We start from the raw sequence: 25,107 nt of genomic DNA on the forward strand, positions 1-25,107 counted from the left end.
AAAATTGAAATTCAGCTACTTAGAAATTTTTATAAATTTTCTTTGCAAAATCCTTGCAAATGCTCAAAATTGATAGTACTTTCGCAGCAGAATAAAACACTGGTTTGGTAGTTCAGTTGGTTAGAATACATGCCTGTCACGCATGGGGTCGCGGGTTCGAGTCCCGTCCAGACCGCCAGTAAAAAAATAAGCTCCGTTATCGGGGCTTTTTTTATATCCGTATTTTTGCAGTAAGTAAGCTGAAAATGAAAAACCCAAGACTGGCACTTCTTTTAGGTATCTTTTGTATTTCCGTTTTTCCGGTTCTGGTAAAATGGACGCCGGTGTCTGCCCTGAGCGCTGCTTTTTACCGAATGGCTATTGCTTTAGCCGTGGTTTTACCGATTGTACTCTTTCGTAAAAAACTGGAATTTCCCAACCGTAAAACGGCTTGGGTCATCGTATTGTGCGGGTTGTTTTTTGGAGCGGATATTGCTGTCTGGAATATTGCCATTCAAAAATCTACGGCAACTCAGGCTACACTGCTGGCCAATTTGGCTCCAATTTGGGTCGGGTTGCTGATGTACTTCTTTCTGCCGAATAAGCCAGGACGGAATTTTTGGCTGGGCGCTTTTTTAGCGATCATCGGCATGGTGATATTAATCGGATTTGAAACTTTTTATGAATTGAAATTCGACATCGGATTCCTTTTTGGCGTATTGTCAGGAATCTTTTATGCTTTTTATATGCTGCTGAGTAAATATGTACTCCGTAAGATGCAGCCCATAAGTTTTATGACCTACAGTATGGCGGTTTCAAGTGTTTTTATTGGGACTATCTGCTTGATTTTGGGGCAGCCTTTTTCCGGATTTTCATCCACGGTATGGAACGTATTGCTGGTGGAAGGCTTTATTTGTCAGTTGATTGCATGGTTGTTAATTAGTTATGCGACACAGCAGATGGAAGCCAATCGGGTTTCCTTGAGTTTGCTGTCGCAGGTGCTTTTTACCTCGATTATTGCCTGGCTGTTTTTGAAAGAAAGGATTAGTTTGCAGATGGTATTCGGCGGTTGTATTATTTTGTTGGGAATCGGCATCACCTTTTATAAAAAGCAGGAAGATTAGAACCAGCTAGAGCGGAATTCCCAGACCTTCATTATAAATAAGCCGAAGAAAATCACACAAACCACAAACTTCATAAAGGTTGAAGCTAAAAAGCCAATAAAGGAACCGGTGGCAGCTTTTACAGCACGTTTGTGATCCTGACTGTCATGAATCAATTCGCCAACCAAAGCTCCGACAAAAGGGCCAATGATTACGCCTAGCGGAATAGGAGCAATCAATCCGATGACCAACCCGATGTTAGTACCCCAAATGCCGTATTTACTGCCGCCAAAACGCTTGGTTCCTTTGGCTGGAATCACATAATCCAATACGGCTACAATTACAGCAATCAGTAATGTGATTCCTAAAACCCAATAATCATTTGGGACGGCTTTGGTAAGGTATAAGAGTAATAAACCTACCCAACTGATGGGCGGACCCGGCAAGACAGGTAAAAAACTTCCAAGGATTCCAACCAACATACATACAAATCCGGTGATCAATAAAAAGTATTCCATGTTTTTTTTACTATTTTTGATTTTTAAAGTTACAATTTTCATGCTAAAAAACCTTTTTGTCTTATTTTTCTTTTCGGTCGCTTTGGTTTCCTGTCAACTTTTTGACAAGAAGACACCGTCCGAAGATGAATTGCTGCAAAATGAATTGCAGAAAATTGACTGGAAAAAAGTGGATGCCTTTCCCACGGTAGATGCCTGTGAAGTGATAACCGATGAAGAACAGCGTCGTCAGTGTTTCTTTGAATATTTAACACAAACCATACAGGATAAATTAAGTGTAGATACTTTGAAAATTTTGTATCCTGAAATAGATACCATTGAAGTGAAAGTTACGGTCTTTCCGGATGCGTCCTTACAATTTGAACCGCAATTCCCAAAAGACAGCGTAGCGTACGATAAAATCAAAATTGATAGCATTCTGCACACTAAATTGGTGGATATGCCTAAAATAAATCCCGCCATTAAACGTGGTGTCCCCGTAAAAACGCAGTTTGTGTTACCGGTAATTTTAAAGTCAGAATAACTTATTTAATATTTTCCCGTTTCCATTCAAAGCCGCCCACCAAAGAATAGAGCGCTACAACAGTACTGAAAACCGGATACAGTAAACTGCTTATTGGTGCGGAATACAAGTACATCCCCAGAAACCGGTTCGTTCGGAATATCAATACGAAATCCACCACGAATTTAATCAGGAACAAAGCCATAATAAACTCCCAAGAAAGGAATTGTAGCCCTGCAAGTAAGGAGCTGACCAGCAATGTAACATTTGCCAAAAACACCATAATGGCCAATGCTTTGGAGAAATCACTCTGATACGCAGATGTTTTGGAAGCCCAACGGACCCGTTGTTTGAATAGTTTTAGCCAGCTTTTTTCCGGTTTAGTCGTTACTATGGCTTCTTTTGCTTTGAGATAATGTATTTTTTTTGGATGTTGTACAACGGCTTTTTGCAGTAAAAACACATCGTCGCCACTGGCAATATGATTGTTGTCTTTGAAACCGCCTAATTCCTGAAAGAAGTTTTTAGTGTATGCGAAATTCGCACCGTTACACATGAATGCTTCTTTTAAACCGAAACTACCAATAGTGGCACCTTGTAAACTCAATAAATCCATTTGTTGGAAATGCGACAATAAAAACCCTTTTTTTGGATAGCGAACGGCTCCGGCTATCATTTCAGTATCGTGATTTTGAATGTAGCTGTCGAAGGTGGAAAGCCATTTCGGTTGTACTTCGCAATCCGCGTCGGTAGTGATAATCCAAGGGTGTTTGGCTATGGTTACGGCTCTTGTGATGGCATCTTTTTTGGGTGATTTGGAAATTCGTACATTGTCCAGAATTGTCAAATGCACCCACGGGTTTTCCATGCGCCAGTGGTTAATGACGCGCTCGGATTCGTCCGATGAATTATCATTAACGAAAATAATTTCGAATTGTTCTTTGTTGTATTTCAGGTGGGAAAACGATTCCAATAATTCCGGCAGGTTCTTTTCTTCGTTGCGAAACGGGACCACAACGGAAAATCCGGTTTTCGTTTCTGCATTGGTTTTTTGAAACGATTTTACTTTGGAAAAACCCCAAATCAGCAATCCGATAAAAATAACGTAGTTGATAAAAATCAATACGAAAAGTAAGTTTACGATTTCCATTGCGTCTTAAAATTTAAAACAAAATAACTTCCGACGGTAACCGGAATCACCGTATTCAAAAACCACATCAGCGTACTGATGAATACTACAATCCACTCGTTTACCCCCAGCAAGCCGAAAAAATACACCGCCACGCTGCCTTTGACGGCAAAATCCAGAAACTGAAAGGTTGGCAAAGACGAAGCCAGGAAATAAACACTCGTAATCGTCGCCATTAACAAAAAGTACGGAATTTCCACATCAAAAATTAAAAATAGGAAATAATACTGATGCGAAAAAACCAGATAGCGTCCAATTGCCAATAAAATGTTTTTCTGATGAATCGTTTTGGGAATTTCATTGATTTTATGGATGAGTTTTTCCAGCGAATATCCTTTAATATTGATTTTTTTGGTGAAAAATAAAACCAGAATCAGCACTGTAAGCGCCCCAAACAAAAGGCCAACGGTTTCCGTGGTGATCACCTGAAATTCGGCATTAAAATAAAGCAACCCGAAAATCCCGAAAAGAATCGTCAGGATCATTTGAATCCCGTTGCAGATCAGGTTCAGAAAGACAATTTTTTTGGTTTGTGATTTGTCGAAAAACAACGCTTTGCCGGCATATTCGCCAATGCCATTGGGCGTGAACAAACCAGCAGTCAAAGCGGCTAAAACCTGTTTTGACGCTTCACCAATCGAAATGTTGCGGATGACTTTAACTAAATTCTGCCATTTCAGAATTTCCAGAAAGCGGTTTAAAAACGTCAGCAATAAAATCAGGGCGATATTACCAAAGGATTGTTTTTCCTTTAAAAGTGTGATGAATTTTGGCCAATCCAGTTTATTGTTGTGAGCCAATTGATTGTAAATAAAATAAAAAGCGCCTCCTACAATCAAAAGTTTGACTATAAGAACCAGGAATTGTTTAGTTTTGTCGGATACAGAAATCATCGGTACAAAATAACGAATTAAAATTGGCAAACGAACGCATTATATTAGGCATCGATCCCGGAACGACCATCATGGGTTTCGGACTCATCCGCGTGGTGAACAAAAAGATGGAATTCATTCAGCTGAACGAATTGCAACTCAACAAAATGGACGATCATTATATGCGTTTGGCCCGAATTTTTGAACGCACCATTGAGCTGATCGACACCTATCATCCGGACGAAATTGCCATTGAAGCACCGTTCTTCGGTAAAAACGTGCAATCGATGTTAAAGTTAGGACGTGCACAAGGCGTAGCGATGGCAGCAGGTTTGTCCCGCCAAATTCCGATTACCGAATACGAGCCTAAGAAAATCAAAATGGCCATCACCGGCAACGGAAACGCGAGTAAAGAGCAAGTGGCGAAAATGTTGCAACAATTGCTTGGCTTGAAAGAATTGCCTAAAAATCTAGATTCCACGGACGGTTTGGCGGCAGCGGTTTGTCATTTTTTCAATTCCGGAAGAGTGGAAGTCGGCAAGAGTTATTCCGGCTGGGACGCGTTTGTGAAACAGAATGAATCAAGAATTAAAAAATAGTTTTCAGTCTCGGTTTTCAGCCTCTAAACTGTTAACTGCGACTGCGACTGTGAACTAAATATGAGCGGCATCTACATCCATATCCCCTTTTGCAAGCAGGCTTGTCATTACTGCGATTTCCATTTTTCGACTTCCCTGAAGAAGAAAGACGAAATGGTTATGGCGTTGGCGAAAGAAATCCGTTTGCGTAAAGAAGAATTTGCTGATGAAGTGATTGAAACCATTTATTTCGGCGGTGGAACCCCGAGTATTTTAGAAGTCTCGGATTTGCGAATGCTGATTGATGAAATTTATAAAAACTATGCTGTAGCAGAAAATCCCGAAATCACTGTAGAAGCTAATCCTGACGACTTATCCGAAGTGCGAATAATTACGCTTTCTGAAAATAAAATCAACCGTTTGAGCATCGGGATTCAGTCTTTTTATGAAGAAGATTTAAAGCTGATGAACCGCGCGCACAATGCTGAAGAAGCGAAAAAATGTCTGGAAATTGCTACGAAGTATTTTGATAATATCACCGCAGATTTGATTTACGGAATACCTGGGCTTACCAACGAAAAATGGCTTCACAACATTCAAACGCTTTTGGATTTGAACATTCCGCACATTTCGAGTTATGCTTTAACGGTCGAGCCGAAAACTGCTCTGCAAAAATTCATCAAACAAGGAATCGTTCCGCAACCCGATGATGCTGTTGCGCACGAACAATTTCTAATGTTGGTGGATATTTTGGAAGCGAACGGATTTGTGCACTACGAATTGTCGAATTTCGGGAAACCTGGCTATTTTTCGAAGAATAATTCGGCCTATTGGTTAGGGAAAAAATATTTGGGAATCGGTCCATCGGCACACAGTTATGACGGGACCAATCGTAGTTGGAATATCGCTAATAACGCCATTTATATCAAATCGTTAGCCGAAGATAAACAGCCCAGTGAAACGGAAATTTTAACAGAAACCGATCGTTATAACGAATACATCATGACCGGATTGCGAACCGTTTGGGGCGTTTCTTTGGAGCGAATCAAATCGGAATTCGGCGAAAACATGCTACAGTATTTACTTCAAAACGCCGAACGTTATCTGAAAGACGAAAAATTGATTCTCGAAAATAATATCCTCCGCACCACTAAAAAAGGAAAATTCTTCTGCGACGGAATTGCCAGTGATTTGTTTCGAATACGTTAAGGCTATTTGTTGTTAAACAAGCCGGCTAACAGATTAAGCGTTCCTGTTAAAAGTGCTCCTTCAAAGGAATCAGTGACATTAGGGTTAAACGAATCCATCTTAGTATTAAAGACTAAATTCTCAGGTATAATTATTGAATTTTTGTATTCAATCTTACCATTATAAACCGAAAAATTATCGTTAAACATCGTAGTTCTATTGTAGATTGAAAAATCATTTTTGGTGTAAAATTTCAACTGTGTAAAGGTGAAAGTTGGCGTATTTAAATTTAAATTTTTCATCATAGGTATATTGTATTGTTTCGGTTGAAACGTAACCTGACTACTTTGTGCAAACAAATAACCATTTGAAATAAGCAACACTGCAATAAATAATTTTTTCATTTATAATATCTTAAGGCGTGATGGAATTGTAAAATTAATTAATTTTTTAAAGCGAAAATCTTACATAACGTTTTTTTTGAGGCAGATTTGTTAAAACCTTTTGCTGTTTCGTTGTGCTTTTCCAGGATCAATCAGAATCCGATTACGAGTGCCTTACCTACGTTTTTACAGCAACAAGCAATGTCTGAGGTAATTTTTTCACGACTGAATTATTTTTCGTAGTTCCGGAAGTCATTACCATCAGAATCTTACCGAATTCGGTGGAACTAAAGGTATTATTTGTTGCATACTGCCAAACATTATCTTAAGGATGAAAGACTGATCCCCGAAAACAACATCCTTCGCACCACTAAAAAAGGAAAATTCTTTTGCGACGGAATTGCCTCCGATTTATTTTACTTAAATTTGGAAGAGTAATCTTAAGAATCAGCGAAAATTTTATGGAAACGCAAAAAGCAACTTTAGATACTTATCTGGACAGTCATTACATTCACAGAAGCAACTGGTTACGGGCAGCGGTGCTAGGTGCCAACGACGGCATTTTATCGACAGCAAGTTTGGCCATTGGGGTTGCTGCTGCGAGTGATGTCCGTGAACCTATTATTTTGGCGACTTTGGCTGGTTTGGTGGCAGGAGCTTTATCGATGGCTGCCGGAGAATACGTTTCGGTAAGCTCACAAACCGATATTGAAAAATCCGATATTGAAAGGGAAAAACGAGAACTTTCCGAAGATCCGGCGCTCGAATTGGAACTTTTAACCGAAATTTACAAACGAAGAGGGTTGTCGCAGGAGACGGCGCATTTGGTTGCTAAAGAATTAACCGAACACGATGCTTTAGGGGCACATATTCGCGATGAATTGGGTATTAACGAAATCAGTCAGGCGAAACCTTTGCAGGCAGCTTTGGCTTCAGGTGCCGCGTTTTCAGCCGGTGGTATTCTTCCGCTCTTGGCAACCTTGTATCTTCCGGTTCACAATATGGAATATTATTTGTACGCTTTGGCGATTTTCTTTTTGATTCTTTTAGGAACGTTGTCGGCAAAGGCCGGAGGTTCAAACATCGTTAAAGCCATTCTTCGTGTTACCTTTTGGGGAACAGCCGCCATGGGATTAAGCGCTTTGGTGGGGTATCTTTTTGGCGTTCAGGTTTAAATTATTTTATGAAAACAATCATTCAACATCAGAATACAGAATTCGAAATCGATTTGTCAAAACCTATCGATATTTCTTTGCCACTTTCCAATACCGATCAAAATCCGATTGCCTGGTACATTGAAAAGCCGGAAATTGAACCCGTTCGTTTTGGCGATTGGGTAGGGAAAGTTTCGGAAGGCAGCTCGTCTACTAATTTCAACAACATTTTTTTCAATCCGCACGGGCATGGCACACATACAGAATGTTTGGGGCACATCACGCGTGATTTTTACAGCATCAACCAATGTCTGAGACAGTTCTTTTTTACGGCGGAAGTGGTATCGGTAACTCCGGAAGCACAAGGCGAAGATTTTGTTATTACTAAACATCAGATTGAAAAGGCGTTAGAAGGGAAAAACCCGGAGGCCATTATCATCAGAACATTACCAAATTCAACTGAGAAAACCTCTAAAAAATATTCCAATACGAATTGGCCGTACTTGTTGGAAGAGGCTGCGACGTTCATCCGCGAAAGCGCTATCCAACATTTACTGATTGATTTGCCAAGTGTCGACAAGGAACATGATGAGGGAAAATTGCTCGCACACAAAGCCTTTTGGAATGTTAATGATGTGAACGAATTGAATGCCGATGCAAGAGTCAACAGCACCATTACGGAACTCATTTATGTAAACGATACCGTTTCAGATGGTAGCTACATACTAAACCTGCAAATCGCGTCGTTTGAAAATGATGCCAGTCCGAGTAAACCAGTTTTATATAAAATTCAGTAAGGTATGACAATCGATGTATATTATGATTATTGCCTGAATAAGAAAGGTGTCACCGAGCATTTTCCTTTTGATGAAGATACCTTGGTGTTTAAAGTAGGCGGAAAAATGTTTGCACTTTCTTCGTTACAGGAGTGGGAAAACGGAACGCCGGGAGTCAATTTAAAATGCGATCCGGATTGGGCGTTGGAATTGCGCGGTCAGTATGACGATATTCAGGCCGGCTACCACATGAGCAAAATCCATTGGAATACCGTAAAAATAAACAGTTCTGTTCCGGATGCGTTTGTAAAAGAGTTGATAGACCATTCGTACGACTTGGTTTTTAAGAGTTTAACGAAAAAACAACAGCAAGAAGTTCTCGAGTCTTAAAAATAGGCATTACTTTTGCGGCAGATTTTACGATTTAAAAGTATAAACAATCATGATTGACAATTTAAAGAAAATATTAAACGAAGACCAGGATCCGAAAGCTATTGAGAAAATCACGGCCAAACTGGAAAATCTATTAATGTCCAATGAAGAAGTTGGGTATATCGCCGTGCAGAAAAAACCGGCCATTACCGTATTGCCGGACAGCATCGTGGTAACCAACAAACGCATTATCATCTGCAAACCGAAAAATTTAGGCTTGTCGATGGAATTCATCGATTTTAACTGGGACGAAATGGCTGCTTCCTTTGTAAAAGAAGGGATTTTAGGGGCAGATTTCACGTTTACCACTAAAAACGAATTGACGCACACCATAGATTATCTTCCAAAAAACCAGGCGCGTAAATTGTACACTTTCGCGAAAGAACAGATGGATGCGTTAAAAAATCCGATTGTTTCCGCTCCGGTAACTCCGAATCCAGTTGTAGCAGAAGCTACTCCAGTCATAGAAACTGCTCCAATTCAGGAAGAAGTTGTTGAAGAAGTGGAAGTGGAAGAAGTAACCTCGTTTGCAGAAATCATGCCTGTAGCGCCAGCGGTTCAGGAAACGTTTGCAGAACCGGTACAACAAGCTGCTACTGGTGAGAAAAAGCTAAGCGAAATGTCTAGCGAAGAATTGTTTGCCAAATTACAGAATTACAAAAAACTGTTGGATAACGGTTTGATTCTTCAAGGTGAATATGATAAATTAAAAGCAGAAGTTTTACAGTACATGTAAAATCAATCATAAAAAAGAAAAAGGGATAAGTGTTTAGCTTGTCCCTTTTTTGTTTTGTATGTTGAAAGTTACATCACATTTTTCTGCTTCTCTACATAAGTATCGGATTGCAATTTTAAGAGTTCAGACGCAGCTTTGCGCTTGTAATCGTAAAGCTCTTTGTCGTCGCGAATGTCTTCGTATACTTTATCGTAAATGCTGGCATCGGTTTGTTTTTGCAAGTTGCGTTGGTATACATTCTGCTCGATATGAGTTTTCAAAGCGGTTTCGTTATCTTCCAGTTTGAAATCATATTCGCCGCGTGGCGATAATAATTTGGCGATAACCGGAGACGTTTCCACCGCCAAAAACAACAACATAATGAAGAACGAGGGCAGCCAAGGCAATTTGCCTAACGCATTGATGCGCGCCATCAGTCCGTCGAAACCGTCAATAATGGGTTTGGAATCGGCTACTTTTTTGTCTAAATCGGCTTGCAATGTTTTGGCTCTGGCTTCTTTTTCCGTTATGGTTTTGGCGGATGCGGCTTTTAACGAATCCAATTGTTTCAAGGCTAAATCGTGTGCGGATCGTTTCTCTTTATAAATTGGCCCTTTCCCCATTTTTTTGGTTCCAGTAGTACCTTCTGCTTCCGTGATGTACGATTGGTACAAATCGGCTACTTCTTTTTCTTTGGCTTTGATGCTTGATTTGATACTGTCAATTTCCGATTGGTTTTTCATTACATCCCCTTTGAAATAATTCGTCACCTGATTTTTGTTGGCAATCGCCATTTCGTTCTTCTCTTTCAATAAAACCGTATTGATTTCCTTTTCGAAAATTTTGATTTCCAAGGGTTTTGAAATCACGATGGCAATAATCATAGCCAAAATAATTCGCGGGGAAGCCTGTAAAAATTCACTCCGAAAATTATCGCGCTTTCTAATAGTGGAAACAATAAAACGGTCTAAGTTGAAGATGAGTAAGCCCCAGACAATTCCGAAGAAAATAGCGTAATAGACATTATCGAAAACGGTATATAGTGCATAACTTCCGGCAATAAAAGCCATAACGGCAGTAAAGAAAACGGTGGCACCTACTCCTACATACTTGGTTTGTTCGCCTTCACTACAGGAGTCGAGTAGTGTTTTATCTGCGCCGGAGCACAGAATGAAAAAACGTTTTAACATGATGATGATTTTTTTTCCGCTGCGCTCCAAACGATTCGGCTACGCCTCGGGTGATGATTGATGATACAGCAAATGTAACGCCAAATTTTGATTTTTGGTGTAACAAATTGATATAAATTGATTTGAATAATAAATCCACTCGCTGAAGAGTGGATTTTGTGGTGTTATTTTGATTGTATTTGTATCGGAAGCGTCATTTGTGCGTCGATTTTTTTGCCGTCTTTTTCTCCCGGAATCCATTTTGGAGAAGCTTTCAGTACGCGAATGATTTCGTTGTCCACCTCAGGAGAATGCCCTTTCAATACTTTAATGTCGCTGAGTGTTCCGTCTTTAGTAACGTTGAAGCTCGCCACCAATCGTAAGGTTTCAGTTATTTTAAGGTCTTTGGGGTAGGTGAAAGTGGTACTGAAATATTTCCAGAATTCCGTTATACCTCCCGGATAATCTGGGTTTTTAGTTTCTTGAATCAGTACAGCTGATGTGGCTTTTTCCTGAATTTTAGATTTTTGTTCAATGCACATTTCGATTTTATCGCCCGGATATTTCGTCAGTGCCTCGCCCATCTTTTTTTCATTGTAATACTTGTGCGTGTAAAACCAATATTGAAAGGGTTGCGGATGTTTTTTAGTGCGGGCATTTTTTAAAATTACACTTCCGGAAAAATGAGCAAAATCCGATGGTTTGTATTGGTTTAATTTAGTGTTTGAAACGTTTGCCCCGTCAATCCAAATGGCGTATTTTTTGCCGTTTTTAAAATCGTCCAGTTCTTTTTTAGAAGGTGATTTTTTTTGTAGTGGTTTTTGACGCCAAATTTTAAGCCATTTTCCGTGTTTTTCAAAATCTTCTGGTGTAAACTCTTCATAGGTTTTACTCCATTTTAAATTAACACATTTAAAGCCGTCAAATTTTTCATAAAAGTTAAAGCGGACTCCCGCGAAATATTCGGCATCGGTTATTGTGTCATCTTGTGTTTTGTTTTGAGATATTACTTTTTCACCAGATGTAGAAGTGGTTGTGATTGGAAAGGTTTCACTTATTTCATAAGTACTGAAAGAAGCAGTCAGTCCTGCTACAAGCGGAAGTATCGCCAGTTTTAATAGTGAAGATTTAAGCATCGAGGTGTGTTTGGTCATCATAATAAAGCGTTTTTTGGTTACTAAATAGGCCAGATTGCTGGAAAAGGGTACCGGTTTTTTAGGGGAAATTTTAGCTAAAATCAGGTTTTGATAATTTTCCGTTGGGACAGCATTTTGCAGTACGGCTTCGTCCGCCAAAAACTCATGGTTAAACTGTAGTGCTTTTTTGAAACCATATAAAGCGGGCTGAAACCAAAAGAATATTTGTAACAATTCTATGAAAAGGATGTCAAAACTGTGATGTTGTTGTACATGCGCTTTTTCGTGTTCCAGAAGTTCCGCTTCAATTTTGTCATGGTTGAAGTCGTCTTCGTTCATGAAGATGTAGTTCAGAAAAGTGTACGGTAATGTTTTTTCAGCGGTTAAAACCAGCGTGTAATCTGCAAGTGTTATTTTTTTGCATTGTCGAATTTTTACAAGCATCATAAATAAATTCTTTGCAAAGCGGAGCAGAAAGACTACTGTAATTAAAATATAAATTCCTAAAAGGATGTTTTCCAACGTAAAATAGTTTGTTGATTCTGTAAGAATTGCAGTTGGCTGTTCGACAATTGCAGATACTGTTGGAAGTGCTGCGGTTTCAAGTATCGGCGTTGTTTCTTTTTCAATCGTGTTTAGAGGAATCAGCAAACCAAATGCTAAACTGATTAACAGAAAATAGCGGTTGAAACGGTACATTTTTTCGCTGCCCAGTACAAAATGATAAACAGCAAAAAGTACCAAAAGGCAAAGTCCGGATTTGATTAAATACAGTATCATTTTCTCTTTTTTAGAAGTTCGTTATCGATAATTTTTTTCAGTTCTTCCAATTCCGAAGCCGTCATATTAGTTTCCTTAGTAAAAAAGGAAGCGAATTGGGATGAAGAATTGTTGAAGAAGTCTTTAATAAAACCGCTTACCTCTTTTTTGGAATAGTCTTCTTTTTTGACCAATGGGAAATATTCGCGCGATTTGCCAAATTCGTTATAGCCGATAAAGCCTTTGTCCGTCATTCGTTTTAGTAATGTGGCAACGGTCGTAGTGGCGGGTTTTGGTTCGGTGAAGGCTTCGAGTAAGTCTTTCATGTAGGCTTTTTCCAGTTGCCATAAATAGTGCATGAGTTGTTCTTCTGCTTTGGTAAGTTGCATCTTATTGTACTTTTAGTTCTTGTGTAATCATTCCGTTTTTGAATACTTTTACTTCTGTCAGGCTTTCCGTTTCATCAAAGTAAAACCAGTCTCCGGTGTAATACCAGTTGATGTATTGTGAAGTGTGATCGGTTCGGGTTAGTCCCATGGCTTTTATTTTTCCGTTAGGGTAATAATAGGTTGTGGTACAGACAAAGCCTTTGTACACTTCTTTTTTATAAAATTTTCCATCGATGAATTGTTTCCAGACGCCTTTCTCATTACCTTCTTTATCGTAACGTCCTTTTGAAACAGATGCAATCCCGGCCAAGGTGTCTTTATAAATCCATTTGCCAACATTAACACCATTATGCCGTTTGTTTATGCCGCATTGCAGAAACAAAAAGGAGCTGATCAGGATTAATAGCAGTGATTTCATTTCTACAAATATAGAATATATTCTACAAATGTAGAATAAAAAGCGTAAAAATGTAAAAAAATTATATAACATATTGGTAATTAAATGATTGTATTAAAATAATGGTTAAATTTGTATCGAATACCGCAGCTTTTCAAACACCACATGCCTCGAATTTCAAAATAGCATGTTAACAATTCTTCATTATAAATTTTGAAATTATGAAAACTGCAACTACTTGTTTTTATGCCCTATTGCTGTTTCTTTTTCTGTTCCCATTGTCTTCCTTTGCGCAGGAAAAGAAAATGTATTACCTGACGGTTACTACAGCCCATCGTAACTTTGCTGTTGAAAATCCTAAGTTTGACGAATGGCTGGCACTCGAAAAAGAATACTTTGAAAAGGTGGTTAAAAAGAACGAATTTATCATCGGTCATAATGTGTTAAATCATTATTTTACTGCTGATAATAGCGAAATCATTTTTGTAAATGTTTACGAAAATTGGGATGCTATTGATAAAGCCTGGACGAAAAATCAAGATTTAGTAAAACAGGCTTGGCCGGATGAAAATGCAAGAAAGGCTTTTTTTGAAAAGCGAAACAAGTATTATGTGCCGAATCATTCCGATGAAATTTATGTAACCTATGGTGATCGTAAAGGACTTGCCAAAGCGCCTGAAAAGCCTATGGTTTATTATGTGCGAAAAAGCATTTTTGCCACTCCGAAAGATGGTACCGGTAAGGAGTTTGATGAGTGTAATAAAGAGCTTTTCGATAACCTGGCGATGAAGAATGATGTTTTGAAAGCTTATTACGCCTACAATCATGCTTGGGGTTCCAATAATATGGAGTTTGTAGAGGTTTTTGTAGTCGATGCTTTAGGAGATTTAGAAAAAGCCTGGGACAAAGACGACGAGCTTTTTAAAGCCAAATGGAAAGATGAAAAAGCCAGAGAGGCGTTCAGTAAAAAGTATGACAAATATTTTACAGGGCAACATGCGGACTATGTTTATCGATCTGTTCCTGAGTTGCTTAAAATGGTGTCAAAAAAATAAATTAATTAGTATTGGTAGGTTTTTCTTAAAAAGCCACGAATTTGCGAATAACAGACATTTATTCGCAAATTCGTGGCTTTATTTATGATTGATCTTTATTTGGAAAGTTCTGTAAAATACTTGTAGAACAACGGAATGGTTTCAATACCTTTTAGATAGTTGAATACTCCGAAATGTTCGTTCGGCGAGTGAATAGCGTCACTGTCTAAACCGAAGCCCATCATAATGGTTTTGGATTTCAGTTCTTTTTCGAACAAGGCCACAATCGGAATACTTCCTCCGGAACGTACTGGAATAGGTTGTACGCCAAACGTATCCGCATAAGCTTTCGCTGCCGCTTGATAACCGATAGAATCAATTGGTGTTACATAACCTTGCCCACCGTGATGTGGTGTAACTCTAACTTTTACAGCTTTCGGAGCGATGCTTTCAAAATGGTTTTTGAACAATTCAGTGATTTCTTCCCAGTCTTGGTTCGGGACTAAACGCATCGAAATTTTAGCATAGGCTTTGCTTGCGATTACGGTTTTTGCACCTTCTCCCGTATAACCGCCCCAAATTCCATTTACGTCCAAAGTAGGACGGATGGAGTTTCTTTCGTTAGTGGTATAGCCTTTTTCGCCATAAACTTCCTCAATATCCAATGCTTTTTTATAGGCGTCTTCAGAATAAGGACGTTGTGCCATTTTTTCTCTTTCCGCAGTTGAAAGTTCTTCTACTTTATCATAGAATCCCGGAATCGTAATGTGGTTGTTTTCATCGTGCATCGACGCAATCATTTTGGTCAACACATTAATCGGATTTGCAACCGCTCCTCCGTATAAACCAGAGTGTAAATCGCGGTTCGGACCGGTAACTTCTACTTCCACATAACTTAAACCACGTAAACCTGTTGTAATAGAAGGCTGTTGGTTGGAAATCATTCCGGTATCCGAAATCAAAATTACATCATTAGCTAATTTATCCTGATTACGCTCTACGAACCAGCCTAAACTTGCCGAACCGACTTCTTCTTCGCCTTCAATCATAAATTTCACGTTGCAAGGCAAACAGTTGTTCTGAATCATGTATTCGAAAGCCTTCACGTGCATGTACATTTGGCCTTTGTCATCACAGGCGCCTCGGGCGAAAATAGCGCCTTCCGGATGTAATTCTGTGGTTTTGATTACCGGTTCGAAAGGTGGGGAAGTCCATAATTCGATCGGATCAGCCGGTTGTACATCGTAATGTCCGTATACTAAAACGGTTGGTAGGTTTTTGTCAATGATTTTCTCTCCATATACAATAGGGTAACCCGGAGTCTCACAAAGCTCTACCACATCGCAGCCGGCTTTTTCAAGACTTGCTTTTACTGCATTGGCCGTATCGATAACATCTTGAGAATAAGCGCTGTCGGCACTTACGGAAGGTATTTTTAATAATTCGATTAACTCCTTTAGAAAACGTTCTTTGTTGTCCTGAACGTACTGTTTGATAGTGTCCATTATGTTGTTAAAAATGATGAAAGCCAAATGTACAAAAAATCAAAAAGCAAAAAACAAATTTTGAAATTAACGTGTTAGTAGATCTGAAAGGAGTAAAAAAACAATTTTCTAATTTTTTAGAAATGAATGCTTTGTGAAAAGTTTTTTCGAATTTGAATTTTTGTCTTTGGAATTTCAAAATTATGTATATCTTTGCACCCACTTACTGAAACAACTACTTGTTTTATAAGCCTGCGGGTGTGGTGAAATTGGTAGACACGCCAGACTTAGGATCTGGTGCCTCACGGTGTGTAGGTTCGAGTCCTATCACCCGCACAAAGCCTCTCCATTTCGAGAGGCTTTTTTTATTTCAACGGTCGTAAGGTGTTGCTATAGGTTATTTTGTATGGATTCTCCAGTCCATTGTCCTTCATCACGTAAATAAATTTGTGTTTTTTAGCGTTTTCGCTATCGATAACGGCCTCTTTTTTACTGAATTTATCCGTTATTTTAGTAGTAATTGTGTTGTTGATTCTGAAATATCCCGCAATACCCGTTTCTAAATGACTGATGGGGTTGCCTTTGTATAGTACTTTTTCACCATTAAAAACTTTGACTTCTTCCCCCATAAAACCTTTCGTCAGGAGTATCACGGAATATTGGTCCTCCGTAGCTTTCAAGCCTTTTAGAAAAGTAGTTTTGCTTTTGTCGGAGACCGATTTAAAATCATCGCGATACTGCACAACAGGCTCGGAAGCTTTTTCGGTTGTCGCTTTTTTTGAAGAACAGTTGGTTAAAATAATACCTAAAGCAGCTAATAGAAGTAGTTTTTTCATAATCCTTTTCAATCTTCTGTTTTAATTGTAACGAACCGTACGGCAATCTATTATCTTTGTAGCGTTAAAGAAATCCCAAAGTTGTATGGTACAGAAAATCGGACATCGCGGAGCGAAAGGATATGTTGCCGAAAATACACTGGAATCGTTTCAAAAAGCACTGGATTTAGGTGTAGATGCCATTGAACTAGATGTCCATATTTCCGCTTGTGGGGAAGTGGTGGTTTTTCATGATTTTACTGTGGACAGAATGACCAACGGTTCCGGTGAAGTACACAAACTAACCTTAGCGCAATTAAAAAACCTGACCGTTGCCGAAGCATTTCAGATTCCTACGCTGGCGGAAACATTCGATTTGATCGACAGAAAATGCTGGATTAATGTTGAATTAAAAGGACATGGAACCGCCGAACCTGCTTGTAGGCTTATTGAAATATACGTAACCGAAAGAGGGTGGCAGTATGGCGATTTCGTGATTTCCAGTTTTCAGAAAGAAGAATTGGAACGCGCTAAAGCAATCAATGCTAACATAAGATTGGCAACCTTGTCTCAGGCCAGTGTGGAACAGGCGTTGGAATGGGCCGATGAACTTTCTGCTTATGCCATCCATCCGCATTTTTCTTTGTTAACCGATGATAATATAGCTGAAGCCAAGCGCAAAGGCTACAGAATTAACGTGTGGACAGTCAATCATGACGAGGACATTCAACGTTTAGAAGCCTATAACATTGATGGTATAATTTCCGATTTCCCAGACCGCTTATGATTTCCAATTACGATATACTTATTGTTGGCGGTGGTGCAGCCGGTTTTTTTACGGCCATCAACCTCGCAGAAAACAATCCAAAACTAAAAATAGCCATACTTGAGCGCGGAAAAGAAGTTTTAACGAAAGTGAAAGTTTCCGGCGGCGGTCGTTGTAATGTTACCCATGCCTGTTTTGTTCCGAATGAGTTGGTGAAATTTTATCCAAGAGGTGAAAAAGAATTGAAAGGACCCTTTCATCAGTTTTGTTCAGGCGATACCATCGAATGGTTTGAAAAGCACGGTGTAGCGCTGAAAATCGAAGAGGATGGCCGTATGTTTCCTGTTTCAGACAGTTCACAAACCATTATTGACTGTTTCCTGTCGGCAACAACTAAACTTGGAATTGAGGTGTTGACGGGTCAAAGCGTACAAACAATTTTTAAAGGTGAAGATTATTGGAAAGTAGCAACCAATCAGCAAAGCTATAAATGCAGTAAACTGGTGATGACCACCGGAAGTAATCCGAAAATCTGGGAAATGATGGAGGAACTTGGTCATTCTGTTGTGGCGCCTGTTCCGTCGTTGTTTACGTTTAATATAAAAGATGCCAGAATTAAAGATCTGATGGGGGTTTCGGCTTTTGCATTGGTTAAAGTAAAAGATTCTAAATTGAAAGCCTCTGGTCCGCTATTGATAACGCATTGGGGAATGAGTGGCCCTGGGATTTTGCGTCTTTCAGCATGGGGTGCACGAGAATTAGCGTCAAAAAATTACCATTTCATTTTGCAGGTGAATTGGCTGAATGAGGTTGATTTCGAATCCGCTTTGGAAACCCTGAAAGATTTGAAAGAAGAAAATGCTAAAAAACTTGTTGTAAAATTCTGTCCATTTGAATTTCCGAAACGCCTTTGGGAAAGCTTGCTTACAGCATCCGGTATTTCAGCAGAGACAAAATGGGCGGATATCTCTAAAAAACAATTGTCTGATCTAACCAATCAGCTAACCAACGGGCAATTTCAGGTGAATGGAAAAAGCACCTTTAAAGAAGAATTCGTTACGGCCGGTGGTATTGATTTAAAAGAAATCAACTTTAAAACCATGGAAAGCAAGCTGCATGAAAATCTGTATTTCGCAGGTGAAATTGTAAACATCGATGCCATAACGGGTGGTTTTAATTTTCAAAATGCCTGGACAGGTGGTTTTTTAGTCGCGAAAGCAATCGCTGATTTGGAATAAAAAAAGGTTCTTGTGATAAGAACCTTGAATGTTACTCTACTCCGCCAACCAGAGAATCCTGCCATGCTTTCAGATCTCTCCATTTGCCTTCGTATGCCAGGCGTGCCTGTCTTGGCCAAGTTGTTGGATTGTATTTGGCAAAACGCTCGCCGGCTTTGGCTAAAATTTCGTTGCAGCGATCCACTGAAGTTTCGGATAAACTTTTCCAGCTTAGGATGCCTGAGGTGGTTAGCAGTTCTTCTACTTTAGGTTCAATACCTTCAATAACCTTAAAATCGTTTTCGGTTATGTGTTTGCCGATAACTGATGAGGCTAACTCTTCGTCAAAATCTGCATGAATGGGACTTCCACTGGTAAATCCTAAAATATGTGCTCCGGATTCGCTCTTGGATTTCAGAGCGTTTAATTCGGATGTCAACCTCGCGGCTTTGGCTCTGTACTTTTCGAGCTCTTCTTCGAGATAGGGAAGGCTGTTGCCTCCCAATATACCTGAGCGTCCTATCAGATAACCTAATAAAACACCGATTAGGGCAATGCTTACAACTACTAAGGAACTCATATGCTTACTTATTTTAATTGTTTTTAGTGAACTTTTTCTCGGAGAGAGAAGTTTATAAAGTTAGTTAAAATGCTAAATATGAGTAATATACAAATTATTAAAAACAGATAAAAGACTAAAAAACTCGATAAAATGAAACTATCGGTTTAGCCAGAAAATTGCCGCGTTTAAAATTCCGGCAAAGGAAACCCATGCAAGATAAGGAATCAGTAGTATTGCGGCCATTTTATCTACTCTTTTGAAAACCATAAAGGTTTCGTAAATCATCAGCCAGAGTAGTGTCAATTCGATTAAAGCCAAAAGAGGGTTCTTTAATCCGAAAAAGAGGAACGACCAAAGTAAATTCAGCCCCAGCTGAATGGTAAAAAACTGTAATCCTTTACGAACATTGATACGGTCTGATTCCATTTTGTTCCAAACAACTCCGGCCGCAACGCCCATTAAAATATAAAGTGTAGTCCAAACCGGCGCGAAAACCCAATTGGGCGGATTGAAACTTGGTTTTATAAGGGTAGGATACCAAGTGGTAATACTTTCTTTGGTAATGATTCCTGAAAAATAGCCTACACACAAACATGTAGCTACAATCATCAGGATTTTGGTTATTTTTTGGTTCATAGTTTTGTTTCTCTTTTCAAAAATAGGAAATTCTGAAGAATATAAAACTCCTGAATATAAAACCTTGTAAAATACTATCTTTGCTTAAATTTTCAAGTTTATGATTTCTGAAAAGGATTTTATCCAAAACGAATACAATTTATCGATAGAAAACGGAAGTTTTGAGTGGAGTGCACCCAGTAATATTGCCTTAGTGAAATATTGGGGAAAAAAGGACAATCAGATTCCGGCCAATCCCTCCATCAGTTTTACGCTGAACAATTGCAAAACAATCACCAAATTGACATTTGTAAAGAAAGAAAACGATGGAAAATTTTCATTCGATTTACTGTTTGAAGGACAGCCTAAAGAAGATTTCAAACCAAAAATTTTAAAATTTTTCCAACGCATTGAAGTTTACTGTCCGTATTTGAAAGCGTATCATTTTACGATTGATACGGCCAATACCTTTCCGCACAGTTCGGGTATTGCTTCTTCGGCTTCCGGGATGGCAGCTTTGGCAGTAAACATAATGAGCTTGGAAAAAACCTTAAATCCTGCCATTTCTGAAGCATATTTTAACCAAAAGTCTTCTTTTTTAGCTCGTCTGGGTTCCGGAAGTGCGTGCAGAAGTGTGAAAGGTGAAGTCGTGGTTTGGGGTAATCATGCTGAAATTGAAGGGAGTTCGGATTTATTTGGCGTGGAATTTCCATCAATAATTCATGATGATTTCAAAAACTATCAGGACACGATTTTGTTGGTTGATAAAGGAGAAAAGCAAGTTTCCAGCACGGTAGGGCATGATTTGATGTTTGGGCATCCGTTTGCCGAGCAGCGTTTTTTGCAGGCGCATCACAATTTATCGGCAATGAAAAGCGTTTTGGAAAACGGAGAGGTGGAACAGTTTATTAAAATTGTGGAAAGTGAAGCCTTGACGCTGCATGCCATGATGATGACCTCGATGCCGTATTTTATTCTGATGAAACCGAACACGTTGGAAATCATCAATAAGATTTGGAAATATCGTAACGAAACGCAAATTCCGGTTTGTTTTACTTTGGATGCGGGTGCGAACGTGCATGTGCTGTATCCGGAAAAGGTGAAAGAAAACGTCTTGCAATTTATTCAAGACGAATTAGTTGGCTATTGTCAAAATGGTCAGTACATTTGTGACGAAATTGGCAAAGGTGCTGTAGAATATAATTGATTTTTTACTACATTTACGTAGTTAAAGACCCAAATTAAACCAAAGCAAAAAATGAAAGGACCACTTTTTTATTCTAAGATTTTACTTTTCGGAGAATACGGAATTATCAAGGATTCCAAGGGTTTGTCTATTCCTTATAATTTTTACAACGGCGCTTTGAAGGTGGACGAAAATCCATCGGAAGAAGCAGTAAAATCCAACGCAAGTTTAAAGCGTTTTGTAGCGTATCTGAAAGATTTGCAAAGCGAACAACCTGAGTTGGTTACCTTTAATTTGGATGGTTTAAAAACAGATGTAGAGCGTGGTATGTATTTCGATTCCAGTATTCCACAAGGGTACGGAGTGGGAAGTAGCGGTGCTTTGGTAGCAGCGATTTACGATAAATATGCCAACAATAAAATCACGGTTTTAGAGAATTTAACACGCGAAAAATTGTTGCAGCTGAAAGCTATTTTCTCGCAGATGGAATCCTTTTTTCATGGCAAAAGTTCTGGTTTGGATCCGTTAAACAGTTATTTAAGTTTGCCGATTTTAATCAATTCCAAAGACAATATCGAGCCGACGGGTATTCCATCCCAAAGCGCTTTGGGGAAAGGTGCTGTATTCTTGATTGATTCGGGAATTGTGGGTGAAACGGCTCCCATGGTAAACATCTTCATGGAAAATTTGAAAGAAGAAGGTTTCCGTAAAATGCTGAAATCGCAATTCATAAAATATACCGATGCCTGTGTGGAAAACTTCCTGCACGGTGATATGAAATCGCTTTTCGCCAACACCAAAAAATTGTCAAAAGTGGTGTTGAACAACTTCAAACCGATGATCCCTGAGCAATTCCATCAGGTATGGCAAAAAGGAATTGACACCAACGATTACTACTTGAAATTGTGCGGTTCCGGCGGTGGCGGTTACATTTTAGGCTTCACTCAAGATCTAGAAAAAGCCAAACAATCGTTAAAAGATTACAAATTGGAAGTGGTGTATCAGTTTTAAGCTATAAATTTAAACTTTTAACCAACTTTCAACAAAAACCATGCTTACACGTAAGACAAAATTACTGCTGATGAAAATCCTCAGTTTGTTTTCTGTGGTGCGCGGTTACAACATTCCCATTATTGTTTTAGCACAATATTTGTCTTCTATTTTTATTTTAGCACCCGAACGAAGAGCGCTCGACGTACTTTTGGATTGGCGTTTGTTCATCATCGTTTTTGTGTCGACCTTAACAATCGCTTCGGGGTATATTATCAACAATTTTTACGATTCCGAAAAGGATTTGATTAACCGTCCGAACAAATCGATGTTGGATCGTTTGGTGAGTCAGAAAACGAAATTGCAAGTATATTTCGGTTTGAATTTTTTGGCAACGGTTTTGGCGTACATCATTTCGTGGCGTGCCGCTTTGTTTTTTGCAACATATATTTTTCTGATTTGGTTTTATTCCCATAAGTTGAAAAAATACCCGATGATTGGAAATTTAACAGCTTCCTTATTGGCGGTTTTGCCTTTTTTTGGGATTCTGTTGTATTTCAAAAACTTTTACCATGTCATTTTTGCGCATGCAACATTTTTGTTTCTGTTGATTTTAATTCGTGAAATGATTAAGGATCTGGAAAACATCAAAGGCGATGTGGCGAACAATTATCAAACGATTCCGGTACGATTTGGCGAGAAAGTTTCGAAACAGGTTATTACTTTTTTGACTGTTGCCACCATACTTCCTGTTTTTATTTTAATTGATAAATACGATGTGGGTTACATGGATATTTATTTTTACATAAGCTTGATTGTTTTGATATTCTTTTTGCTGAAGTTATGGAAATCCCAAACGCATAACGAATATTTACAGCTTCATAACATTCTGAAATCCCTTATTGTAGCAGGTGTTTTTTGTATTGTTTTGATCGATCCCGTGGTGCTTATACATGGAAAGAGTTTGTTGAGAATCTAAAATTTTTAAAAGCAAATAAAAAAGCAATACATTTGCTACAAATTTAATTCTATGAGAAACCTCTACCTCCTTCTTTTTTTATTGGTAAATTGTATTGCTTCTGCAGCAAATACTAACAAATACAGTAATGCAAGAGCCAACAATCCTGCTATTGGCATTACAATGTTTGGATGGTATAATTCGCCAAATGAGCTTAATTTTTCTATTAGTATTAAAAATCTCGGCGATGAGACTTTAACGAATATTTCTGTGGCAAACAATCCCAATGTATCTGCGTTTGGAGACCTTTTGTTGATGTTTGGGCCGATACCGAGTTTGTCGCCAGGACAAGAGATGACGAATTTACAGGCTATGAAAATAGGGACTCAATGTTTAGATTATAGTCAGGTGATAGTTTCGGCAACTACCTCGGGAGGGGGAACTATTTCAGATTTTTCATCAGTCTATTCTTATTATTCTGATGAGGTAACCTATTCGCATTTTATATTTAACGGACAGATCGATTCTGTTCAGGAAGCGGTTTATCAGGATCTGAATTCGAATTCCGTTGTTGATTTGGGCGATGTGATTAATTATACCTATACAATTACTTCTACTGCTAATATAAACAATGTTTATATTTACGATAATAATTCCAACGTGAGTAATCAATACTTCAATTTAGTAGCCCATGTACCTTATACTGTTACGGCGGTTCATAATTTAACAACTGCAGATCTAAACTCGGGTTATGTTTATAATCAATCTCATTTTAGCAGTAACGAGATCTGTTATGACTTTCCTTTCGCAGACAGTACGCCTTGTAATAATTGTCCAAATCCGGGGTATTCAAATATTGTAACTCCACTTTCAGATTTAGTGCCAAATGTAATCACGGGGCAAGTACGATACAATAGCAATGCAGATGGTTGTGCGACAGGGGCGTCTTTTGTTAATCGAAGAATAACAACCAATAATGGTATTTATGATTATTCCTCCTATACGGACAATTACGGAGCGTATAAAATTTTCATACCGAATTCGGGCAACTTTACCACTTCTGCATTGGTTAATTTAGGAGCCAATTTTACTTCTACTCCAACCTCAGTGGGGATTACAAGTTCAGGGGCAGATATGAATTATTATGGTACGGATTTCTGCATAAGTTCAAGTACCAATGTTTCCGATTTAAATGTAGTGTTGGTTAATATTAATCAGGCCATTCCTGGTTTCGAGGCCAATTACAGAATTTATTACACGAATAAAGGAAGCACTAATTTAAATGGTTCAGTTCAGCTTGTTTATCAAAATGGTAAACTAACATTTGCTAATGCATTGCCTGTTCAAAATAGTGCGACAAGCAATTCTTTGACGTGGGATTATTCAAATCTATTGCCTTTTGAAAGTAGATATATTGATGTGAATTTTAATGTTTTAACCCCTCCGACCGTTAATGCAGGCGATATTTTAAACTTTAATCTTACAGCTACTCCTACAGTGGGGGACGCCACTCCGATAGACAATTTTTTTACTCTTAATCAATTGGTTAGAAGTTCGTACGATCCAAATGATAAAACGGTTTTAGAAGGGGCTTATATTTCTCAAAGCCAGGCTTCGGATTACTTGCATTATGTAACGCGTTTTCAAAATACAGGGACTTATTATGCGACAACGGTTAGTGTGAAAGAAGTTCTGGATCCTAAATTAGACTGGTCAACTTTTCAGCCAATTGGGTCAAGTCATAATGCAAGAGTTGATATTAAAAACGGAAATGAATTAACCTATACTTTTTCAAATATTCACTTGAATTATGAATCGAATAATGAGCCTGAAAGTCATGGTTGGTTGGTTTATAAGATTAAGCCAATAAACGGATTTACAATTGGAGATGTCGCAAGTTCAAGGTCTGATATTTATTTCGACTATAACGTTCCAATTGTTACCAATACGGTTACTACACAGATTTCCGTTTTGTCGACTTCAAATTTTCTTAAAAATAATTTTTCGGTATATCCCAACCCTGCAACAAATTATATAACTATTGAGAACAAAGAGAGCCTTGATTTCGAATATGAAATTTTAGATGTTAACGGAAAGCAATTGGTAAAAGGAACCAATGCTGATTCCAGACAGGTTGATGTCAGTTCGTTGCAAAAAGGGTTTTACTTTATTTCAATAAAAGCGAATCAAGGAAAGTCGGTCTATAAATTGATTAAAGAATAAAGAGGATTTTTTCTTATT

Annotated in this window: 27 protein-coding genes and 2 tRNA genes; 17 read left to right on the forward strand and 12 right to left on the reverse strand. The window is 38.6% G+C overall.

Going from position 1 to position 25,107, the window contains the following annotated elements:
• The first annotated feature begins 101 nt into the window (after window positions 1–101).
• A tRNA-Asp gene (locus tag ABGT15_RS11105) sits at window positions 102–178 on the forward strand.
• Between the two features lie 67 nt (window positions 179–245).
• On the forward strand, window positions 246–1,103 hold the full coding sequence (locus ABGT15_RS11110) for a DMT family transporter (protein ID WP_367231496.1): 858 nt from the start codon (window positions 246–248) through the stop codon (window positions 1,101–1,103).
• Here ABGT15_RS11110 and ABGT15_RS11115 read toward each other — a convergent pair.
• Window positions 1,100–1,600 (reverse strand): DUF456 domain-containing protein, encoded by a 501-nt coding sequence (locus tag ABGT15_RS11115; RefSeq protein ID WP_367231497.1) that lies wholly within the window; start codon window positions 1,598–1,600, stop codon window positions 1,100–1,102. The genes ABGT15_RS11110 and ABGT15_RS11115 overlap by 4 nt on opposite strands.
• A 40-nt stretch (window positions 1,601–1,640) precedes the next feature.
• Between ABGT15_RS11115 and ABGT15_RS11120 the strand changes: the two genes are divergently transcribed.
• Window positions 1,641–2,123 carry a hypothetical protein gene (locus tag ABGT15_RS11120; RefSeq protein WP_367231498.1) on the forward strand — a complete coding sequence of 161 codons (483 nt, stop codon included), beginning with the start codon at window positions 1,641–1,643 and terminating at the stop codon, window positions 2,121–2,123.
• A 1-nt stretch (window position 2,124) separates the two neighbouring features.
• On the opposite strand, the gene ABGT15_RS11125 is transcribed toward ABGT15_RS11120, so the two are convergent.
• On the reverse strand, window positions 2,125–3,252 hold the full coding sequence (locus ABGT15_RS11125) for a glycosyltransferase family 2 protein (protein ID WP_367231499.1): 1,128 nt from the start codon (window positions 3,250–3,252) through the stop codon (window positions 2,125–2,127).
• Entirely contained in the window at window positions 3,240–4,184 is a 945-nt protein-coding gene (locus ABGT15_RS11130) for a hypothetical protein (RefSeq protein WP_367231641.1), read from the reverse strand. The genes ABGT15_RS11125 and ABGT15_RS11130 overlap by 13 nt, the downstream gene beginning before the upstream one ends.
• 23 nt (window positions 4,185–4,207) lie before the next feature.
• On the opposite strand from ABGT15_RS11130, the gene ruvC reads away from it, so the two are divergent.
• A complete protein-coding gene (gene ruvC / locus ABGT15_RS11135; protein ID WP_367231500.1) occupies window positions 4,208–4,762 on the forward strand; it encodes a crossover junction endodeoxyribonuclease RuvC in 555 nt (184 codons plus the stop codon).
• A 60-nt stretch (window positions 4,763–4,822) separates the two neighbouring features.
• Window positions 4,823–5,950: a radical SAM family heme chaperone HemW gene (gene hemW, locus ABGT15_RS11140; RefSeq protein WP_367231501.1), complete on the forward strand. Its 1,128-nt coding sequence runs from the start codon at window positions 4,823–4,825 to the stop codon at window positions 5,948–5,950.
• Between the two features lie 2 nt (window positions 5,951–5,952).
• Here the strand turns inward: hemW and ABGT15_RS11145 are convergent, their stop codons facing one another.
• Entirely contained in the window at window positions 5,953–6,333 is a 381-nt protein-coding gene (locus ABGT15_RS11145) for a hypothetical protein (RefSeq protein WP_367231502.1), read from the reverse strand.
• 440 nt (window positions 6,334–6,773) lie between these two features.
• Between ABGT15_RS11145 and ABGT15_RS11150 the strand changes: the two genes are divergently transcribed.
• The 4 genes from ABGT15_RS11150 to ABGT15_RS11165 are packed head-to-tail and all read left to right on the forward strand — an operon-like array spanning window position 6,774 to window position 9,410.
• The gene (locus ABGT15_RS11150; RefSeq protein WP_367231503.1) at window positions 6,774–7,487 is read left to right on the forward strand and encodes a VIT1/CCC1 transporter family protein; all 714 of its coding nucleotides are present in this window, start codon (window positions 6,774–6,776) and stop codon (window positions 7,485–7,487) included.
• 8 nt (window positions 7,488–7,495) lie between these two features.
• Window positions 7,496–8,263 (forward strand): cyclase family protein, encoded by a 768-nt coding sequence (locus ABGT15_RS11155; RefSeq protein WP_367231504.1) that lies wholly within the window; start codon window positions 7,496–7,498, stop codon window positions 8,261–8,263.
• Between the two features lie 3 nt (window positions 8,264–8,266).
• Window positions 8,267–8,632, forward strand: coding sequence for an MmcQ/YjbR family DNA-binding protein (locus ABGT15_RS11160; RefSeq protein ID WP_367231505.1), 366 nt, complete (start codon window positions 8,267–8,269; stop codon window positions 8,630–8,632).
• Window positions 8,633–8,684: 52 nt separating this feature from the next.
• A complete protein-coding gene (locus ABGT15_RS11165) occupies window positions 8,685–9,410 on the forward strand; it encodes a PH domain-containing protein (protein WP_367231506.1) in 726 nt (241 codons plus the stop codon).
• A gap of 68 nt (window positions 9,411–9,478) precedes the next feature.
• Here ABGT15_RS11165 and ABGT15_RS11170 read toward each other — a convergent pair whose 3' ends face one another.
• The 4 genes from ABGT15_RS11170 to ABGT15_RS11185 form a co-directional block, all read right to left on the reverse strand.
• Window positions 9,479–10,579: a DUF4407 domain-containing protein gene (locus ABGT15_RS11170; RefSeq protein ID WP_367231507.1), complete on the reverse strand. Its 1,101-nt coding sequence runs from the start codon at window positions 10,577–10,579 to the stop codon at window positions 9,479–9,481.
• A gap of 164 nt (window positions 10,580–10,743) precedes the next feature.
• On the reverse strand, window positions 10,744–12,474 hold the full coding sequence (locus ABGT15_RS11175; RefSeq protein ID WP_367231508.1) for a M56 family metallopeptidase: 1,731 nt from the start codon (window positions 12,472–12,474) through the stop codon (window positions 10,744–10,746).
• On the reverse strand, window positions 12,471–12,842 hold the full coding sequence (locus ABGT15_RS11180; RefSeq protein WP_367231509.1) for a BlaI/MecI/CopY family transcriptional regulator: 372 nt from the start codon (window positions 12,840–12,842) through the stop codon (window positions 12,471–12,473). Before ABGT15_RS11180 ends, ABGT15_RS11175 begins: the two co-directional genes overlap by 4 nt.
• Window position 12,843: 1 nt before the next feature.
• Window positions 12,844–13,260 (reverse strand): hypothetical protein, encoded by a 417-nt coding sequence (locus ABGT15_RS11185; RefSeq protein ID WP_367231510.1) that lies wholly within the window; start codon window positions 13,258–13,260, stop codon window positions 12,844–12,846.
• Between the two features lie 200 nt (window positions 13,261–13,460).
• Between ABGT15_RS11185 and ABGT15_RS11190 the strand changes: the two genes are divergently transcribed.
• Window positions 13,461–14,294 (forward strand): hypothetical protein, encoded by an 834-nt coding sequence (locus ABGT15_RS11190; RefSeq protein WP_367231511.1) that lies wholly within the window; start codon window positions 13,461–13,463, stop codon window positions 14,292–14,294.
• Window positions 14,295–14,389: 95 nt separating this feature from the next.
• Here ABGT15_RS11190 and ABGT15_RS11195 read toward each other — a convergent pair whose 3' ends face one another.
• Window positions 14,390–15,778 (reverse strand): dipeptidase, encoded by a 1,389-nt coding sequence (locus ABGT15_RS11195; protein ID WP_367231512.1) that lies wholly within the window; start codon window positions 15,776–15,778, stop codon window positions 14,390–14,392.
• Window positions 15,779–16,011: 233 nt separating this feature from the next.
• Here ABGT15_RS11195 and ABGT15_RS11200 point away from each other — a divergent pair.
• Window positions 16,012–16,093: transfer RNA gene (locus tag ABGT15_RS11200), tRNA-Leu, on the forward strand.
• 29 nt (window positions 16,094–16,122) lie between these two features.
• On the opposite strand, the gene ABGT15_RS11205 is transcribed toward ABGT15_RS11200, so the two are convergent.
• Complete coding sequence (locus tag ABGT15_RS11205; RefSeq protein ID WP_367231513.1) at window positions 16,123–16,593, reverse strand: hypothetical protein; 471 nt, start codon at window positions 16,591–16,593, stop codon at window positions 16,123–16,125.
• Window positions 16,594–16,678: 85 nt separating this feature from the next.
• On the opposite strand from ABGT15_RS11205, the gene ABGT15_RS11210 reads away from it, so the two are divergent.
• Both ABGT15_RS11210 and ABGT15_RS11215 read left to right on the forward strand, forming a co-directional pair.
• Window positions 16,679–17,359 carry a glycerophosphodiester phosphodiesterase gene (locus ABGT15_RS11210; protein WP_367231514.1) on the forward strand — a complete coding sequence of 227 codons (681 nt, stop codon included), beginning with the start codon at window positions 16,679–16,681 and terminating at the stop codon, window positions 17,357–17,359.
• Window positions 17,356–18,576, forward strand: coding sequence for an NAD(P)/FAD-dependent oxidoreductase (locus tag ABGT15_RS11215; RefSeq protein WP_367231515.1), 1,221 nt, complete (start codon window positions 17,356–17,358; stop codon window positions 18,574–18,576). The genes ABGT15_RS11210 and ABGT15_RS11215 overlap by 4 nt, the downstream gene beginning before the upstream one ends.
• Before the next feature lie 31 nt (window positions 18,577–18,607).
• Here ABGT15_RS11215 and ABGT15_RS11220 read toward each other — a convergent pair whose 3' ends face one another.
• A complete protein-coding gene (locus ABGT15_RS11220; protein ID WP_367231516.1) occupies window positions 18,608–19,135 on the reverse strand; it encodes a hypothetical protein in 528 nt (175 codons plus the stop codon).
• Window positions 19,136–19,273: 138 nt separating this feature from the next.
• Complete coding sequence (locus ABGT15_RS11225; RefSeq protein WP_367231517.1) at window positions 19,274–19,753, reverse strand: TspO/MBR family protein; 480 nt, start codon at window positions 19,751–19,753, stop codon at window positions 19,274–19,276.
• Window positions 19,754–19,853: 100 nt separating this feature from the next.
• Here ABGT15_RS11225 and ABGT15_RS11230 point away from each other — a divergent pair, with 100 nt between their 5' ends.
• The 4 genes from ABGT15_RS11230 to ABGT15_RS11245 are packed head-to-tail and all read left to right on the forward strand — an operon-like array spanning window position 19,854 to window position 25,089.
• Window positions 19,854–20,939 carry a diphosphomevalonate/mevalonate 3,5-bisphosphate decarboxylase family protein gene (locus ABGT15_RS11230; RefSeq protein WP_367231518.1) on the forward strand — a complete coding sequence of 362 codons (1,086 nt, stop codon included), beginning with the start codon at window positions 19,854–19,856 and terminating at the stop codon, window positions 20,937–20,939.
• 51 nt (window positions 20,940–20,990) lie between these two features.
• Complete coding sequence (locus ABGT15_RS11235) at window positions 20,991–21,929, forward strand: mevalonate kinase family protein (RefSeq protein ID WP_367231519.1); 939 nt, start codon at window positions 20,991–20,993, stop codon at window positions 21,927–21,929.
• Window positions 21,930–21,969: 40 nt separating this feature from the next.
• Window positions 21,970–22,887, forward strand: coding sequence for a geranylgeranylglycerol-phosphate geranylgeranyltransferase (locus tag ABGT15_RS11240; RefSeq protein WP_367231520.1), 918 nt, complete (start codon window positions 21,970–21,972; stop codon window positions 22,885–22,887).
• A 51-nt stretch (window positions 22,888–22,938) separates the two neighbouring features.
• Window positions 22,939–25,089, forward strand: coding sequence for a T9SS type A sorting domain-containing protein (locus ABGT15_RS11245; protein ID WP_367231521.1), 2,151 nt, complete (start codon window positions 22,939–22,941; stop codon window positions 25,087–25,089).
• The last annotated feature ends 18 nt before the right edge of the window (window positions 25,090–25,107 follow it).

This window comes from Flavobacterium enshiense, from assembly GCF_040750275.1.
In the GTDB taxonomy this organism is placed as follows: domain Bacteria; phylum Bacteroidota; class Bacteroidia; order Flavobacteriales; family Flavobacteriaceae; genus Flavobacterium; species Flavobacterium enshiense_B.